At 66.4% G+C, this 15,301-nt stretch carries 10 protein-coding genes and 1 riboswitch; of the genes, 5 read left to right on the top strand and 5 right to left on the bottom strand.

Annotated features, from left to right (window positions below):
* Positions 1 to 6: 6 nt before the first annotated feature.
* Together AC1RB9_RS02240 and AC1RB9_RS02235 are read right to left on the bottom strand one after the other, a co-directional pair.
* Positions 7 to 2,199 carry a TonB-dependent receptor gene (locus AC1RB9_RS02240; RefSeq protein ID WP_003163401.1) on the bottom strand — a complete coding sequence of 731 codons (2,193 nt, stop codon included), beginning with the start codon at positions 2,197 to 2,199 and terminating at the stop codon, positions 7 to 9.
* A gap of 125 nt (positions 2,200 to 2,324) precedes the next feature.
* The gene (locus AC1RB9_RS02235) at positions 2,325 to 2,741 is read right to left on the bottom strand and encodes a DUF2946 domain-containing protein (RefSeq protein WP_003160904.1); all 417 of its coding nucleotides are present in this window, start codon (positions 2,739 to 2,741) and stop codon (positions 2,325 to 2,327) included.
* Positions 2,742 to 2,919: 178 nt separating this feature from the next.
* A riboswitch (S-adenosyl-L-homocysteine riboswitch) is annotated at positions 2,920 to 3,025 on the top strand.
* A gap of 22 nt (positions 3,026 to 3,047) precedes the next feature.
* Here AC1RB9_RS02235 and ahcY point away from each other — a divergent pair.
* From ahcY to rhlE2, 5 genes are all read left to right on the top strand, one after another.
* Complete coding sequence (ahcY, locus tag AC1RB9_RS02230) at positions 3,048 to 4,457, top strand: adenosylhomocysteinase (protein WP_003099900.1); 1,410 nt, start codon at positions 3,048 to 3,050, stop codon at positions 4,455 to 4,457.
* Between the two features lie 40 nt (positions 4,458 to 4,497).
* Positions 4,498 to 5,052 (top strand): HD domain-containing protein, encoded by a 555-nt coding sequence (locus AC1RB9_RS02225; protein ID WP_003118822.1) that lies wholly within the window; start codon positions 4,498 to 4,500, stop codon positions 5,050 to 5,052.
* Positions 5,053 to 5,118: 66 nt separating this feature from the next.
* Complete coding sequence (metF, locus tag AC1RB9_RS02220) at positions 5,119 to 5,967, top strand: methylenetetrahydrofolate reductase [NAD(P)H] (RefSeq protein WP_003084639.1); 849 nt, start codon at positions 5,119 to 5,121, stop codon at positions 5,965 to 5,967.
* A 69-nt stretch (positions 5,968 to 6,036) separates the two neighbouring features.
* Entirely contained in the window at positions 6,037 to 7,107 is a 1,071-nt protein-coding gene (locus tag AC1RB9_RS02215) for a hypothetical protein (protein WP_003084637.1), read from the top strand.
* Positions 7,108 to 7,357: 250 nt separating this feature from the next.
* Entirely contained in the window at positions 7,358 to 9,277 is a 1,920-nt protein-coding gene (gene rhlE2, locus AC1RB9_RS02210) for an RNA helicase RhlE2 (RefSeq protein WP_003099895.1), read from the top strand.
* A gap of 95 nt (positions 9,278 to 9,372) precedes the next feature.
* Here the strand turns inward: rhlE2 and oprM are convergent, their stop codons facing one another.
* From oprM to mexA, 3 genes are read right to left on the bottom strand one after another with little or no spacing between them, the layout of a single operon-like run.
* Entirely contained in the window at positions 9,373 to 10,830 is a 1,458-nt protein-coding gene (gene oprM, locus AC1RB9_RS02205; protein WP_003084633.1) for a multidrug efflux RND transporter outer membrane channel subunit OprM, read from the bottom strand.
* 1 nt (position 10,831) lies between these two features.
* A complete protein-coding gene (mexB, locus tag AC1RB9_RS02200; RefSeq protein ID WP_003107312.1) occupies positions 10,832 to 13,972 on the bottom strand; it encodes a multidrug efflux RND transporter permease subunit MexB in 3,141 nt (1,046 codons plus the stop codon).
* Positions 13,973 to 13,987: 15 nt separating this feature from the next.
* A complete protein-coding gene (gene mexA, locus AC1RB9_RS02195) occupies positions 13,988 to 15,139 on the bottom strand; it encodes a multidrug efflux RND transporter periplasmic adaptor subunit MexA (protein ID WP_003118819.1) in 1,152 nt (383 codons plus the stop codon).
* Positions 15,140 to 15,301: the final 162 nt, after the last annotated feature.

The raw sequence follows: 15,301 nt of genomic DNA, 5'->3' as shown, positions 1-15,301 counted from the left end.
GACTCCTCAGAAGCGCGTCTGCACGCTCAGCTCGAAGGTGCGCGGGTCGCCGACGTAGTACAGCGGCGTGCTCTGCACGAAGCGCGCGTAGACCTCGTCGGTGAGGTTGCGCACGCGCCCGGTGATCCGCGTGCGCTCGTCCAGCCGGTAGCTGAGGAAAGTCCCGTAGACCGTATAGGACGGCACGTGCCAGGTGTTGGCGTTGTTGGCGTACACCGAGGACACGTAGCGCGCGTCCACCCCGCCCTGCCAGGCCGGGTCGAAGTCGTAGGTCAGCCACAGGTTGCCGACCCGCTCCGGCACGTTCGGCGGCGTCTTGCCCTTGCGCGAGACGGCGACGCCGCCGACGTTCTCGGTGAACTCGTCGTACTGCGCGTCGACCCAGGCGAAATTGCCCTCGGCCAGCAGCTTCGGGGTGATCCGCAGGGAGGCGGCGGCCTCGATGCCCCTGGAGGTCTGCTGGCCCACCGGCACGCTGAGGTTGGGGTTGTTCGGGTCGGCCACCGAGAAGTCCCGGCGGACGATGCGGTAGGCGGCCAGGGTGGCGCTGCCGCGACCGTCGAGGAAATCGAACTTGCTGCCCAGCTCCCACTGGTCGCCGGTGGACAGGTCGTAGTCGCGGACCTGGCCGAAGCTGGCGCTGGTCAGCACCCCGCCCGGCGGGTCGGCGGCGGTACTGTATTGCAGGTAGACGTTGGCGTGCGGGGTGAACTGGTAGACCAGCCCGGCGCGCCCGGTGACCACGTCCCAGCGCCGTTCGAAGTGTGCGGGATCGCTGGCGGTCACCGTCCGATGGTTGCGCACGTCGAGGTCGAGGTGGTCGTAGCGCAGCCCGGTGACCAGCGAAAGCTCGTCGGTCAGGCCCAGGCGGTTCTCGGCGAACAACGCGCTGGTGCGCACCTCGTTGCTGCGGTCCTTCCGGTGGCCGGGACGCATGCCCGGCAGGTCGTAGAAGTGGCCCGGCTCGAAACTGGCCGGATCGACCGTACCGAACGGCCCGGAGGCGGTACTCGGGAAGCGCGTCTGCTTGTTGATGCTGTAGTCGAAGCCCAGCGCCCAGTCGCTGGCCAGTCCGAACAGCGGCTGGCTGTGCTGTAGCTCGAAGCGGTTGCCGTTGAGCTGCTGGTCGTGGCGCTGGAGGAATGCGTTGGAGCGCACCACCCCGCTGTTGTCGGCGTTGTAGCGGTAGGTCTCGAGGTTGCGGTAATCGCGCTCGGCGTCGTAGTGGTAGAAGGTGTTGCGCCAGCGCGTGCTGTCGCTGACCCGGTATTCGAGGATCGAGCGCAGCCAGCGCACGCGCTGTTCGTAGCGGCCATCGGCGACATTGTAGTTCTCGCGGCGACGGCTCTTGTCGATCTTCAGCTCGCCGGCGTAGGGATTGAGCACCGGCGTGCCCCAGTAGGGGCTGTCTTCCTGCTCGTCCTGGTACTCCAGGGCCAGGGTGTGGGAAAGGTCCGGGGTCAGGTCGCTGAGCAGGGAGAAAGCGACGTTCCACGATTCGCGCGAATTGCGGTCGACGTAGCCGTTGCCGCCGCTGCGGCTGACGTCCAGGCGCACGAAGTGCTTCGGCTCGGGGCCGATGCCCAGGGCCTGGTTGAAGCCGAAGGCGACTTCCGAATCGTCGTAGCTGCCGTAGCGCACCCGGCCTTCCATGAAATCGCCGTAGCGGTCGGCGAGCTTGCTGATGTAGTCCAGCGAGCCGCCGACGGCACCGGCGCCGTTGAGGAAGGAGGACGGACCGCCGACCAGCTCGACGCGGTCGACGATCCAGTCGTCCAGCGGACGCATGGCGCTGCTGTATTGCACCGGAATGCCGTTGAACAACTGGTTGACCTGGTTCGAGCTGAAGCCGCGGTAGGTGACGAAGCCGCCGAAGCCGGGCGGCGCCGAGGCGTTCACGCCGGGCAGGCTGTTGGCGATGTCCTGGGTGCTGCGCAGGCCGCGCCGCTCGAAGCTGGCACGGTTGGCCACGCTTACCGAGCCGGGAGTCTCGCGCAGGCTCAGGCCCAGGCGCGAGCCGCCACCGGCGCTGTCGTCGAGATCGAGGGCCGGCGGGGTTTCCCCGGCGGCGCCGGCGCTGACGGTGAGGGCGGGCAGTTCGGTGGGTTCCTCATCGGCCCAGAGCAAGGCCGGAACGCCGGCCAGGGTGAGGTTGAGACCCAGCGCGAGGACGCGGCGGGCCGTGGAGTGCTTTTTCATCGAGCGATCCTGAAGCAAGGCATGGTGGGCACGCCCGCCTCGCCCGGATGGACAGCGGCGAGCGCTGCGCGGACGAGGCAGGACGGGCGACGGATGCAAATGCCCGGCGCGGCGGGCGTTCAGGATCAGGCGGGGGAAGCGCGCGGGTTGGCCGGCGGCCAGACGTACCGGGGCGGCACCGGCTCGCGCGTGGCGGGCGGGCGGAAACGCGCCTGGCGTCGCCGTTGCAAGCGCCAGGACCAGATCACCCCGAGCGCGACGAACAGCACCAGGGCGCTGCACATCGGGCAGCTCACCGGCAACTGGGGATTGACCGGTACCGGATCGCCGGCGGACCCGTCGTCGGGATCCAGGGATAGCCATTGGCTGGCACCGGCGACGCAGAACAGCCCGACGCTGGCCTTCTGCCCTTTGTCGCTGCCCACTCCCAGCGCCTGCAGGTGCAGGACGCCGCAAGCCAGCGCGTTGACCAGCACGCAGGCACAGAGGGCGAAGCTCAGCCACTGCAGCAGCGGTGAGCGGGAGATGGGAGCGATTCTCATGACCGCGCACTCTAGCATCCTGACACGCAAATTCCCCGCGCTTCTGCGCTGCGGTGCATCGCCGCAGCCCGAGGACGCGACGCACGGCGACGAGCGGCGTATCAGGGGTGACTTGGGAGTTTCATGTGGCGCCGCTATAATCGCCCGCTCAGGCGGCCCTTCGGGTCGCTCCCGCCTTCCGTTCGAGGGGCGCTGCAGCAGGCCTAGGCCTGTCAGGCTCGAACGGAGCGCGCTCTCAGGCCGGCCTCGCCGGTCTGTCAACGCACCAACGGCGCCCATTCGCAGACAACGAATGGAGAGTTACGCATGAGCGCTGTCATGACGCCCGCCGGTTTCACCGACTACAAGGTCGCCGACATCACCCTGGCCGCCTGGGGCCGCCGCGAGCTGATCATCGCCGAATCGGAAATGCCCGCACTGATGGGCCTGCGCCGCAAGTATGCCGGCCAGCAGCCGCTGAAAGGCGCGAAGATCCTCGGTTGCATCCACATGACCATCCAGACCGGCGTGCTGATCGAGACCCTGGTCGCGCTGGGCGCCGAAGTCCGCTGGTCGAGCTGCAACATCTTCTCCACCCAGGACCAGGCCGCCGCCGCCATCGCCGCAGCCGGCATCCCGGTGTTCGCCTGGAAGGGCGAGACCGAGGAAGAGTACGAATGGTGCATCGAGCAGACCATCCTCAAGGACGGCCAGCCGTGGGACGCCAACATGGTGCTGGACGACGGCGGTGACCTGACCGAGATCCTGCACAAGAAATACCCGCAGATGCTCGAGCGCATCCACGGCATCACCGAAGAGACCACCACCGGGGTCCACCGCCTGCTCGACATGCTCAAGAACGGCACCCTGAAAGTCCCGGCGATCAACGTCAACGACTCGGTGACCAAGAGCAAGAACGACAACAAGTACGGCTGCCGCCATAGCCTCAACGACGCCATCAAGCGCGGCACCGACCACCTGCTGTCGGGCAAGCAGGCCCTGGTGATCGGCTACGGCGACGTGGGCAAGGGCTCCTCGCAGTCGCTGCGCCAGGAAGGCATGATCGTCAAGGTCGCGGAAGTCGACCCGATCTGCGCCATGCAGGCCTGCATGGACGGCTTCGAAGTCGTATCGCCGTACAAGAACGGCATCAACGACGGCACCGAGGCCAGCATCGACGCCGCGCTGCTGGGCAAGATCGACCTGATCGTCACCACCACCGGCAACGTCAACGTCTGCGACGCCAACATGCTCAAGGCGCTGAAGAAACGCGCGGTGGTCTGCAACATCGGCCACTTCGACAACGAGATCGACACCGCCTTCATGCGCAAGAACTGGGCCTGGGAAGAGGTCAAGCCGCAGGTGCACAAGATCCACCGCACCGGCAAGGACGGTTTCGACGCGCACAACGACGACTACCTGATCCTTCTCGCTGAGGGCCGCCTGGTCAACCTGGGCAACGCCACCGGCCATCCGAGCCGGATCATGGACGGTTCCTTCGCCAACCAGGTGCTGGCGCAGATCCACCTGTTCGAGCAGAAGTACGCCGACCTGCCGGCCGCCGAGAAGGCCAAGCGCCTGAGCGTCGAAGTGCTGCCGAAGAAGCTCGACGAGGAAGTGGCCCTGGAGATGGTCAAGGGCTTCGGCGGCGTGGTCACCCAGCTGACCCCGAAACAGGCCGAGTACATCGGCGTGAGCGTGGAAGGCCCGTTCAAGCCGGACACCTATCGCTACTAAGCGGACCACGGGGCAGGCGCCATGCGCCTGCCCCGTTCGCATGAGCGCTCCCACGATGTCCACGCACCTCGCCGATCGCTACAACCAGGCCTGGCTGTTCGCCGCCCGCGCCCACCGCAACCAGACCCTCAGCGGCTCGCCGCTGCCTTATCTGGTGCACCTGGGCATGGTCGCCAACGAGCTGCTGGCCGCCGATCGCGACGGTGCCATCGAACGGCTCGGGGAAACCCTGCAGATCGCGGTCCTGCACGACACCCTGGAAGACACGGCGACCTCACCCGAGGAGCTGCGGCAACAGTTCGGCGAGTTCGTCTGTGCCGGCGTGCAGGCCCTGAGCAAGCGCGTGGGCGACGGCCCCAAGCGTTCCCTCGACGACTATCTCCAGGCGCTTGCCGAGGGCCCGGCGCAGTACGCCCTGGTCAAGCTGTGCGACCGCATCACCAACCTGCAGCCACCGCCGCAGACCTGGAACCAGGACAAGATCGCGAACTACCACCAGGAGTCGCAGCTGATCCTCGCTCGCCTCGGCCATGCCCACGCCGCGACGGCCCGACGCCTGCGGGAAAAAATCGAGCACTACCGCCAGTACTACTGAAGTACCCGGCGCTAGTCGGAATCAACAAGAAGAGGCGCGGCCGTGGTCGCGTCCAAGGAACCGATCATGAGTCAGAGCGAACGCCGTTTCAGCTTCGAGTTCTTCCCGGCGAAGACCGAGGCCGGCCATGAAAAGCTGTTGGCCACCGCCCGCAACCTGGCGGGCTACAAGCCCGACTTCTTCTCCTGCACCTACGGCGCCGGCGGATCCACCCGCGACCGCACGTTGAGTACCGTGCTGCAACTGGACGGCGAGGTGAAGGTGCCGACCGCGCCCCACCTGTCCTGTGTCGGCGACTCGAAAGCCGAGTTGCGCGAACTGCTCGGCCGCTACCGCGAGGCCGGCATCCGCCGCATCGTCGCCCTGCGCGGCGACCTGCCGTCGGGCATGGGCATGGCCAGCGGCGAACTGCGCTACGCCAACGAACTGGTGGACTTCATCCGCACCGAGACCGGCGACCACTTCCACATCGAGGTCGCCGCCTATCCGGAAGTCCACCCCCAGGCGCGCAGCTTCGAGGATGACCTGGCGAACTTCGTGCGCAAGGTGAAGGCCGGCGCCAGCAGCGCCATCACCCAGTACTTCTTCAACGCCGATGCCTATTTCTACTTCGTCGAGCGGGTCGCCAAGCTCGGCGTGGACATCCCGGTGGTCCCCGGCATCATGCCGATCACCAACTACTCCAAGCTGGCGCGCTTCTCCGACGCCTGCGGCGCCGAACTGCCGCGCTGGATCCGCAAGCAACTGGAAGCCTACGGCGACGACAGCCGCAGCATCCAGGCCTTCGGCGAGCAGGTCATCAGCGAGATGTGCGAACGCCTGCTGGAGGGCGGCGCACCGGGACTGCATTTCTATACTTTGAACCAGGCCGATCCGAGCCTGGCGATCTGGAAGAATCTCCAGCTGCCACGCTGATACCGCCCACGCGGTTCGGCCCGGCAGCGTATACCGGCAGGGAAGCCTCTCACGCGATCCACGACAGACATGGCCAACTCACGCAAGCATCTGATCTACCTGGTCTACGGGCGACAGACCTACCACCAGGAAGCCCTGTTCAGCATCGCCAGCGCCTTCGCCCACCTCCGCGACGGGGCGGCGCATGGCCTGACGGTCAGGGTCTATACCGACGACCCCAGTCCCTACGCCGGCCTGCCGGTGCAGGTCCGCGAAGTGACGGCCGAGGAGTTGGTCGCCTGGTGCCAACCGCACGGCTATCACTTCCGCGCCAAGCACGTGGCCCTGCGCGACGCCCTGGAAGACGCCGACCAGGCATTGCTGATCGACACCGATACCTTCTTCCACAGTTCGCCCCTGCGCCTGTTCGACCGCATCCAGCCCGGCAGCCTGCTGTGCAACGCGATCGGCGCGCGCTATGGCGAACACCGTAACTTCCCGCTCTACCGCGACCTCTCGCCCTACCTGTTCGAGCGCGGCTGGGCCGACGACGAGATGCACCAGCTCAACTCCGGCGTCATCGGCCTGCCTCGGGAAGAGGCGAAAATACTCGACCGTTCGTTGGAATTAATGGATGAACTCTATCCAATTGCCAACGGTGCCTATACTCTTGAGGAATTCGTCCTGGCCGTCGCCGCCCACAAGCGGCTGGAGCTGGTGGGTTGTACCGACCTGATCCACCATTACTGGAGCCGGAAACAGCTGTTCCGCGCGAAGATCCAGGCCTGGTTGTGCAAGCACGGTTCCTCCCTTCTCAGCGCTGCAGCCCTCGACGACACCCTCAAGGTGACCGATCGACTGCCACGCCCACCGCGTGCCAAGCGTCTGCTGTACAAGCTGGGAACCCTGCCGTTGCCGGCTCCGATGCGCCAGTTCAGTATCGAACTGCTCTACGGTTGCCACGAATACAGTAACGAGTTCGACCGGGCCTGCGGCCCCGTCTGGTGGGAGAAAGCCGCGACCAATGCCATCGAACGCTATCCGCAGGAACCGATTGCGGAACAAATCGAGGATTGGCTGAATCACAGCTTGCTGCGCAACCTCCTTGGCTCCCGGGCCAACGAGATCCGTCAGCATTTGCGCCAGCGTGACCTGCTCTGACCGCAGGCCTCCGTTGACGCTGCCCCCGGCCCCCCCACCCAGGGCCGGGAGCGAACCGGCCAGCGCCCCCGACCAGGTGCGCGGCCATGCCCGCGAGGGCACCCGTTCGACACCGGCCACCGAGCGCATACGCAGCGCCGCGGCCAGACCTTCCGCCCTGGCCGACAGGGCCCGAAGGTAGACAGGAGTTCGCAGAACTTGGTGATTTCACAGCAGCCGGCCTCGCCCCGGCCCATATAGGAAAACCCGCATGTCCTTTTCTTCCCTCGGACTCTCCGAGGCGCTTGCCCGCGCTGTGGAGGCTGCGGGCTACAGCCAGCCCACTCCCGTGCAACAGCGGGCGATTCCCGCCGTGTTGCAAGGTCGCGACCTGATGGTTGCGGCACAGACCGGCACCGGCAAGACCGGTGGTTTCGCCCTGCCGGTACTGGAGCGCCTGTTCCCCGCCGGTCATCCCGACCGCGAACACCGCCACGGCCCGCGCCAGGCGCGCGTGCTGGTACTGACCCCGACCCGTGAGCTGGCCGCCCAGGTGCATGACAGCTTCAAGGTCTACGCCCGCGACCTGCCGCTGAACAGCACCTGCATCTTCGGTGGGGTTGGCATGAACCCGCAGATCCAGGCCCTGGCCAAGGGCGTCGACGTACTCGTCGCCTGCCCCGGCCGCCTGCTCGACCTGGCCGGGCAGAACAAGGTCGACCTGTCCCACGTGGAAATCCTCGTCCTCGACGAAGCCGACCGCATGCTCGACATGGGCTTCATCCACGATGTGAAGAAGGTTCTCGCCAAGCTGCCGCCCAAGCGCCAGAACCTGCTGTTCTCGGCAACCTTCTCGAAAGACATCGTCGACCTCGCCAACAAGCTCCTGCACAACCCGGAACGCATCGAGGTAACGCCGCCGAACACCACGGTCGAGCGCATCGAGCAACGCGTGTTCCGCCTGCCGGCGCCGCAGAAGCGCGCCCTGCTGGCGCACCTGGTAACCGTCGGCGCCTGGGAACAGGTGCTGGTCTTCACCCGTACCAAGCACGGCGCCAACCGTCTCGCCGAGTACCTGACCAAGCACGGCCTGCCGGCCGCCGCGATCCATGGCAACAAGAGCCAGAACGCGCGGACCAAGGCGCTGGCCGACTTCAAGGCCAACGACGTGCGCATCCTGGTGGCGACCGACATCGCCGCCCGCGGCCTGGATATCGACCAGTTGCCCCATGTGGTCAACTACGAGCTGCCCAACGTCGAGGAAGACTATGTCCACCGCATCGGCCGTACCGGCCGAGCCGGACGCAGCGGCGAGGCGATCTCGCTGGTGGCGCCGGACGAAGAGAAGCTGCTCAAGGCCATCGAGAAGATGACCAGACAGCGTATTCCCGATGGCGATGCCCAGGGTTTCGACCCCGAGGCCGTGCTGCCCGAGGTGGCCCAGCCGGAGCCCCGCGAAGCGCCGCAGAAGCAGCCGCGCCGCGACAAGGAACGGCGCAGCAGCCGCGAGCGCAAGCCGAAAGACGCCCAGGCGAGCAACCCCGACAGCAATGTCGCTGCGGCCCAGGACGGTACCGAGAAGCCGGCTGGAAAGCGCCGCCGTCGCGGTGGCAAGAACAAGGAAAACCGCGAGGCCGGCCAAGCGCAGCAGCCGCGGCAGAGCCGCGAAGCGCGTCCGGCCAAGCCCAATCGGCCGCCGGAAGTCGACGGTAATCGCGATCCGGAAGAGTTCCTCGACGACGACTTCGACAATTTCGGCAACCGCGCCGACTACGTCAGCCCCTACCAGGGCCAGGAAAACAAGGGACGCGGACGCCGCGGTGGCCAGCAGAAACCCCAGGGCGGCACCGGCCAGCAGGGTCGTGGCCAAGGCCAGGGCCAAGCTCGCGGCAAGAGCCAGGGCGCCGCTCAAGGCGGCGCTCGCGGTCAGGGTGCCGGCCAGGGCAAGGCGAAGAAACCGCGCGCCGGCAAGCCGCGCGGCCAGGGTCGCGAGAATGCCTCGCGGATGAGCGACGCGCCGCTGCGCGAGCCGTCCGAGTATGGCACCGGCAAGCAGCCGAGCCGCCAGCCGGTGGTGATCAACAAGCGCGACCTGGTGCGCATGGATCGCTTCCCCACCGCCGAGCAGCTCGACGAGCTGGAACCGCGGCGCAAGGGCGAGCGCCCCGCACTGCTGACCCGCAACCGCTAAGGCCGAGCGGGTCCGTGACGCGGACCCGCCGACTTCCGCGAGGATAAAAAAACGCCGACCCTAGGGTCGGCGTTCTTGCATGGCGCGGAAGGCGATCAGGCCTGGGGATCTTCCTTCTTCGCGGTCTGCTGCTGGGTCACGGTCTGCTGGTTCCAGCCGCCGCCGAGGGCCTTGTACAGGTTGACCTCGCTGGTCAGCTGATTGAGGCGGTCGGTGATCAGTTGCTGCTGCGCGGTGAACAGCGAGCGTTGCGCGTCGAGCAGGGTCAGGTAGTTGTCCACCCCCGTGCGATAGCGCTTGTCGGCGAGCTGGTAGTACTCGTCGCTGGCCTTGACCAGATCGCGCTGCGCCTGCAACTGCTCGGTGAAGGTACCGCGCGCGGCCAGGCCGTCGGCGACTTCCTGGAACGCCGTCTGGATCGCCTTCTCGTACTGCGCGACGTTGATGTCCTTCTGGATCTTCGCGTAGTCCAGGCTGGCACGCAGGCTGCCGGCGGTGAAGATCGGCAGGTTGATCGACGGCTGGAACAACCAGGAACCCGAACCGGCGTCGAACAGGCCGGACAGTTGGCGGCTCATGGTGCCGGCGTTGGCGGTCAGGCTGATGCTCGGGAAGAACGCCGCGCGCGCGGCGCCGATGCTGGCGTTGGCAGCCATGAGCTGGTGCTCGGCCTCGAGGATGTCCGGGCGCCGTTGCAGCAGGTCCGACGGCAGACCCGCCGGCACTTCGGTCAGCAGGGTCTGGTCCAGGCCCAGGCCTTGCGGCAGGTTCGCCGGGATCCCGGAGCCCAGCAGCAGGACCAGCGCATTCTGGTCCTGGGCTACCAGGCGGGTGTACTGCGCCAGGGTCGCGCGGGCGCCTTCCACGGCGGTCTGCGCCTGGCGCAGGTCGAGCGCGGAGGCGACGCCGACGTCGTAGCTGCGCTGGGTCAGGTCGAAACTCTTCTGGTAGGTGCCCAGGGTGTCCTTGGTCAGCTGCAACTGCGCCTGGTCGGCCTTCAGCGTCAGGTAGGCGGTCGCCACGCTGGCCACCAGGGTGGTCTGCGCGCTGCGCTGCGCCTGTTCGGTCGCCAGGTACTGCTCCAGGGCCTGGTCGCGCAGGCTGCGCAGGCGGCCGAAGAGATCGAGTTCCCAGGCGGTAGTGCCCAGGGTCACCCCGTACTGGCTGGAAATCGCCGGACTGCCGGTGGTCGACAGGTCGCCCGGCAAACGCTGGCGGGTGCCGCTACCGTCCACGCCGATCCGCGGGAACAGGTCGGCCCGCTGGATGCGGTACTGCGCCCGGAAGGCCTCGACGTTCAGCGCGGCGACCCGCAGGTCGCGGTTGTTTTCCAGCGCCACGCCGATCAGTTGCTGCAACTGCGGGTCGCGGAAGAACTCGCGCCAGCCGATGTCGGCGGCCGGAACGGCCGCCGCGCCGGTGTTCTGCCCGTAGGCCTGCCCTTGCGGGTAGGCCGCGGCTACCGGCGCCTCGGGGCGCTGGTAGTCGGGGATCAGCGAGCAGCCGGACAGAACGACAGCGGCTACCGCCAGGGAAAGGAAGGACCGTTTCATATCATTGCCCCTTTTCGACGGACGCCTGCTGCTTGGACGCCTCGTCCTTGAACAGCGTGCTGACCGCCACGTAGAACAGCGGTACCCAGAAGATCGCCAGGACGGTCGCAGTGACCATGCCGCCGATCACGCCGGTACCGATCGCATGCTGGCTGCCCGAGCCGGCGCCGGTGGAGATCGCCAGCGGGACCACGCCGAGGATGAACGCCAGGGAGGTCATCACGATCGGCCGCAGACGCATGCGGCAGGCTTCGATGGCCGCCTCGACGATGCCCTTGCCCTGCTCGTGCAGCTCCTTGGCGAACTCCACGATGAGAATGGCGTTCTTCGCCGACAGGCCGATGGTCGTCAACAGGCCCACCTGGAAGAACACGTCGTTGGACAGGCCGCGCATGGACGTCGCCAGCAGCGCGCCGATCACGCCCAACGGCACCACCAGCATCACCGAGAACGGAATCGACCAGCTTTCGTACAGGGCCGCCAGGCAGAGGAACACCACCAGCAGCGACAGCGCATACAGCGCCGGCGCCTGCGAGCCGGACAAGCGCTCCTCGTAGGACAGGCCGGTCCAGGAGTAGCCAACGCCTTTCGGCAATTGCTTGACGATCTCCTCGACCGCCGCCATGGCGTCACCGGAACTCAGGCCGGGCGCCGGCTCGCCGAGGATCTCCATCGCCGGCACGCCATTGTAGCGCTCCAGCTTCGGCGAACCGTATTCCCACTTGCCGGTGGCGAAGGCGTTGAACGGCACCATCTCGCCCTTGTCGTTGCGCACGTACCACTTGCTCAGGTCGTCCGGGTTCATCCGCGCGTCCGGCCTGCCCTGCAGGTAGACCCGCTTGACCCGGCCACGGTCGATGAAGTCGTTGACGTAGCTCGAACCCCAGGCGATGGACACGGTGCTGTTGATGTCGGCAAGGGACACGCCGAGGGCGCTGGCCTTCTCGTCGTCGATCTCCAGCTTGTACTGCGGTTCGTCGCTCATGCCGTTGGGGCGCACGCGTTGCAGCGCCGGGTTCTGCGCGGCGAGCATGAGGAACTTGTTGCGCGCCTGGAGCAGGACTTCGTGGCCGACACCCGCCTGGTCCTGGAGGAACAGGTCGAAGCCGGTGGCGTTACCCAGTTCCAGAACCGACGGCGGCGCGAAGGCGAACACCATCGCGTCCTTGAAGCTGAAGAAGTGCATCTGCGCGCGCTTGGCCAGTTCGAACACGCTGTTCTCGCCACCGGGACGCTCTTCCCAGGGCTTGAGCATGATGAACGCCATGCCCGAACTCTGGCCGCGGCCGGCGAAGTTGAAGCCGGTCACGGTGAACACCGAGCTGACCGAAGAGCTTTCCTTCTCCAGCAGGTATTCGCGCATCGAGTCCACCACCACCTGGGTACGCTCGGCACTGGAGCCCGGCGGGGTCTGTACCTGGGCGAACAGTACGCCCTGGTCCTCGTCGGGAAGGAACGCGGTGGGAATGCGGGTGAACATCCAGATCATCCCGGCCACGATCACCACGTAGATCAGCAGGTACGGCGCGCGATGCTTGAGGATCGACGCCACGCCCCGCTCGTAGCCGTGGGTGGTGGAAAGGAACATCCGGTTGAACCAGCCGAAGAAGCCGCCCTTGTGCTCGCCATGGTCGCCTTTCTCGATCGGCTTGAGCATGGTCGCGCAGAGCGCCGGGGTGAGGATCAGCGCCACGATCACCGAGAGGGCCATGGCCGACACGATGGTGATGGAGAACTGCCGGTAGATCACCCCGGTGGAGCCGCCGAAGAACGCCATCGGTAGGAATACCGCCGAGAGCACCATGGCGATACCGACCAGCGCGCCCTGGATCTGGCCCATGGACTTGCGCGCCGCCTCCCTTGGCGACAGGCCTTCCTCGGCCATCACCCGCTCGACGTTCTCCACCACCACGATGGCGTCGTCCACCAGCAAGCCGATGGCCAGCACCATGCCGAACATGGTCAGGGTGTTGATCGAGAAGCCGAACGCGGCGAGCACGCCGAAGGTCCCCAGCAGCACCACCGGTACGGCGATGGTCGGGATCAGCGTGGCGCGGAAGTTCTGCAGGAACAGGTACATCACCAGGAACACGAGGAGGATCGCCTCGCCGAGGGTCTTCACTACCTCATGGATCGAGGCCGAGACCACCGGGGTGGTGTCGTACGGGTAGACCACCTTCATGCCCTGCGGCATGAACGGTTCCAGGTTGGCGATGGTCTGGCGGATCGCCTTGGCGGTATCCAGCGCGTTGGCGCCGGTGGCCAGCTTGATCGCGATACCGGACGCCGGGCTGCCGTTGAACTGCGCGTTGATGCTGTAGTCCTGGCCGCCCAGGCCTACATCGGCGACGTCCTTCAGGCGCACCTGGGAACCGTCGGGATTGACCTTGAGCAGGATGTTCTCGAATTGCTCCGCGGTCTGCAGGCGGGTCTTGCCGATGATGGTGGCGTTGAGCTGCTGGCCCTTGACCGCCGGCAAGCCGCCGAGCTGGCCGGAGGAAATCTGCACGTTCTGCGCCTGGATCGCGCTGCTCACGTCGCCGGGGGTCAGCTGGTAGCTGTTCAGCTTGGCCGGGTCGAGCCAGATGCGCATCGAGTACTGCGAGCCGAACACCTGGAAGTCACCGACGCCCTTGGTCCGCGAGAGCGGGTCCTGGATGTTGGAAACGATGTAGTTCGACAGGTCTTCCTTGGTCATGCTGCCGTCGGTGGAAACCACACCGACCACCATGAGGAAGTTCTTCACCGCCTTGGTCACCCGGATCCCCTGGCGCTGCACTTCCTGCGGCAGTAGCGGGGTGGCCAGTTGCAGCTTGTTCTGCACCTGGACCTGGGCGATGTCGGGGTCGGTGCCCTGTTCGAAGGTCACGGTGATGGTCATGCTGCCGTCGGAGTTACTCTCCGAGGAGATGTAGCGCAGATTGTCGATCCCGTTCATCTGCTGCTCGATCACCTGGACCACGGTGTCCTGCACCGTCTCGGCCGAGGCGCCCGGGTAGCTCACCTGCACGGCGATGGCCGGCGGGGCGATGGCCGGGTACTGGTTGACCGGCAGACTGAGGATCGACAGGCCGCCCGCGAGCATGATCACCAAGGCGATCACCCACGCGAAAATGGGCCTATCAATGAAAAACTTCGACATTACGAATCCCCTTGATCAGCCCTTGCTGTCGGTTTTCGCCGGAGCGGCGTCGGCCTTCTGCGCGGACGCGACATTCTTCGCCGGCACGGTCTTCACCTCGACACCCGGCTGCACGAACTGCAGGCCTTCGGTAATGATCTTGTCGCCGGCGTTCAGGCCTTCGGTAACCAGCCATTTGTCGCCGATCACCCGGTCGGCCTTGATCACCCGCAGCTCGACCTTGTTCTGCGCGTTCACCACCAGCGCGGTAGCCTGGCCCTTGAGGTCGCGGGTCACGCCTTGCTGCGGAGCGAGGATGGCCTTCTGCTTGACGCCTTCCTGCAACTGCGCGTGAACGAACATGCCGGGCAGCAGCTCGTTGTTCGGGTTGGGGAACACGGCGCGGATGGTGACCGAGCCGGTGCCTTCGTCGACGGAAACCTCGGAGAATTCGAGGCGACCTTCCAGCGGGTATTGGCTACCGTCCTCCAGCTTCAGGGAGACCTTCGCCGCGTTGTCGCCGGCGCGCTCCAACTGGCCGCTGGCCAGTTCGCGGCGCAGGCGCAGCAGGGCGGTGGACGGCTGGGTGACGTCGACGTAGATCGGGTCGAGCTGTTGCACGGTGGCCATCGCGTTGGCCTGGCCGTTGGTCACCAGGGCGCCTTCGGTCACCGCGGAACGGCCGATGCGGCCGGAGATCGGCGACAGCACCTTGGTGTAGCGCAGGTTGATCCGCGCCTGCTCCACCGCCGCCTTGGACTGCAGGTAGGCGGCATTGGCGTCGGCGTACTGCTGCTTGCTCACGGCCTGGTCGGCGACCAGCAGCTTGTAGCGCTGGGCCTGCTCCTGGGTCGAAGCCAGGTTGGCCTGGGCGCTCTGGTAGTCGGCCTCGTAGGTGGCGGGGTCGATCTGGTAGAGCTGCTGCCCGGCCTTGACGTCGCTGCCTTCCTTGAACAGGCGCTTGAGGATGATGCCGTTCACCTGGGGACGCACCTCGGCGATGCGGAACGCATTGGTCCGGCCCGGCAGCTCGGTATTCAGGGTCACCGTCTGCGCTTCCAGGGTCACGATCCCGACCTCCGGCGTTTGCGCCGGCGGCGGCGCCTCGCTTTTTCCGCACCCGGAAAGGGCCGAAATCGCGACCAGCAGGGCCGGAACCAGTACACGCATGGCTGGCGTTCGTTGCATAGCGTTGTCCTCATGAGCGAAAGCGGCCGATGCAGCGTGAAGGCGCTGCACCGGCTCGAAGAAGGCAGGCAAAATACTTACATTCATAGGTGTTTGTAAACGTCCGAAAGCCTCGCGTGAAAACACCTGAAACGTTTTAGCTCGATGGCCGGTTATCCACCC

Source organism: Pseudomonas sp. 20-5 (assembly GCF_056782835.1).
Note: the sequence above shows the minus strand (reverse complement) of the source record. Positions and strands in the feature narration are given on the sequence as shown.

What these genes read in the sequence shown, in the direction of transcription:
- AC1RB9_RS02240 (WP_003163401.1), bottom strand. Translation starts at nt 2,199, where the DNA reads ATGAAAAAGCACTCCACGGCCCGCCGCGTCCTCGCGCTGGGTCTCAAC.
- AC1RB9_RS02235 (WP_003160904.1), bottom strand. Translation starts at nt 2,741, where the DNA reads ATGAGAATCGCTCCCATCTCCCGCTCACCGCTGCTGCAGTGGCTGAGC.
- ahcY (WP_003099900.1), top strand. Translation starts at nt 3,048, where the DNA reads ATGAGCGCTGTCATGACGCCCGCCGGTTTCACCGACTACAAGGTCGCC.
- AC1RB9_RS02225 (WP_003118822.1), top strand. Translation starts at nt 4,498, where the DNA reads ATGAGCGCTCCCACGATGTCCACGCACCTCGCCGATCGCTACAACCAG.
- metF (WP_003084639.1), top strand. Translation starts at nt 5,119, where the DNA reads ATGAGTCAGAGCGAACGCCGTTTCAGCTTCGAGTTCTTCCCGGCGAAG.
- AC1RB9_RS02215 (WP_003084637.1), top strand. Translation starts at nt 6,037, where the DNA reads ATGGCCAACTCACGCAAGCATCTGATCTACCTGGTCTACGGGCGACAG.
- rhlE2 (WP_003099895.1), top strand. Translation starts at nt 7,358, where the DNA reads ATGTCCTTTTCTTCCCTCGGACTCTCCGAGGCGCTTGCCCGCGCTGTG.
- oprM (WP_003084633.1), bottom strand. Translation starts at nt 10,830, where the DNA reads ATGAAACGGTCCTTCCTTTCCCTGGCGGTAGCCGCTGTCGTTCTGTCC.
- mexB (WP_003107312.1), bottom strand. Translation starts at nt 13,972, where the DNA reads ATGTCGAAGTTTTTCATTGATAGGCCCATTTTCGCGTGGGTGATCGCC.
- mexA (WP_003118819.1), bottom strand. Translation starts at nt 15,139, where the DNA reads ATGCAACGAACGCCAGCCATGCGTGTACTGGTTCCGGCCCTGCTGGTC.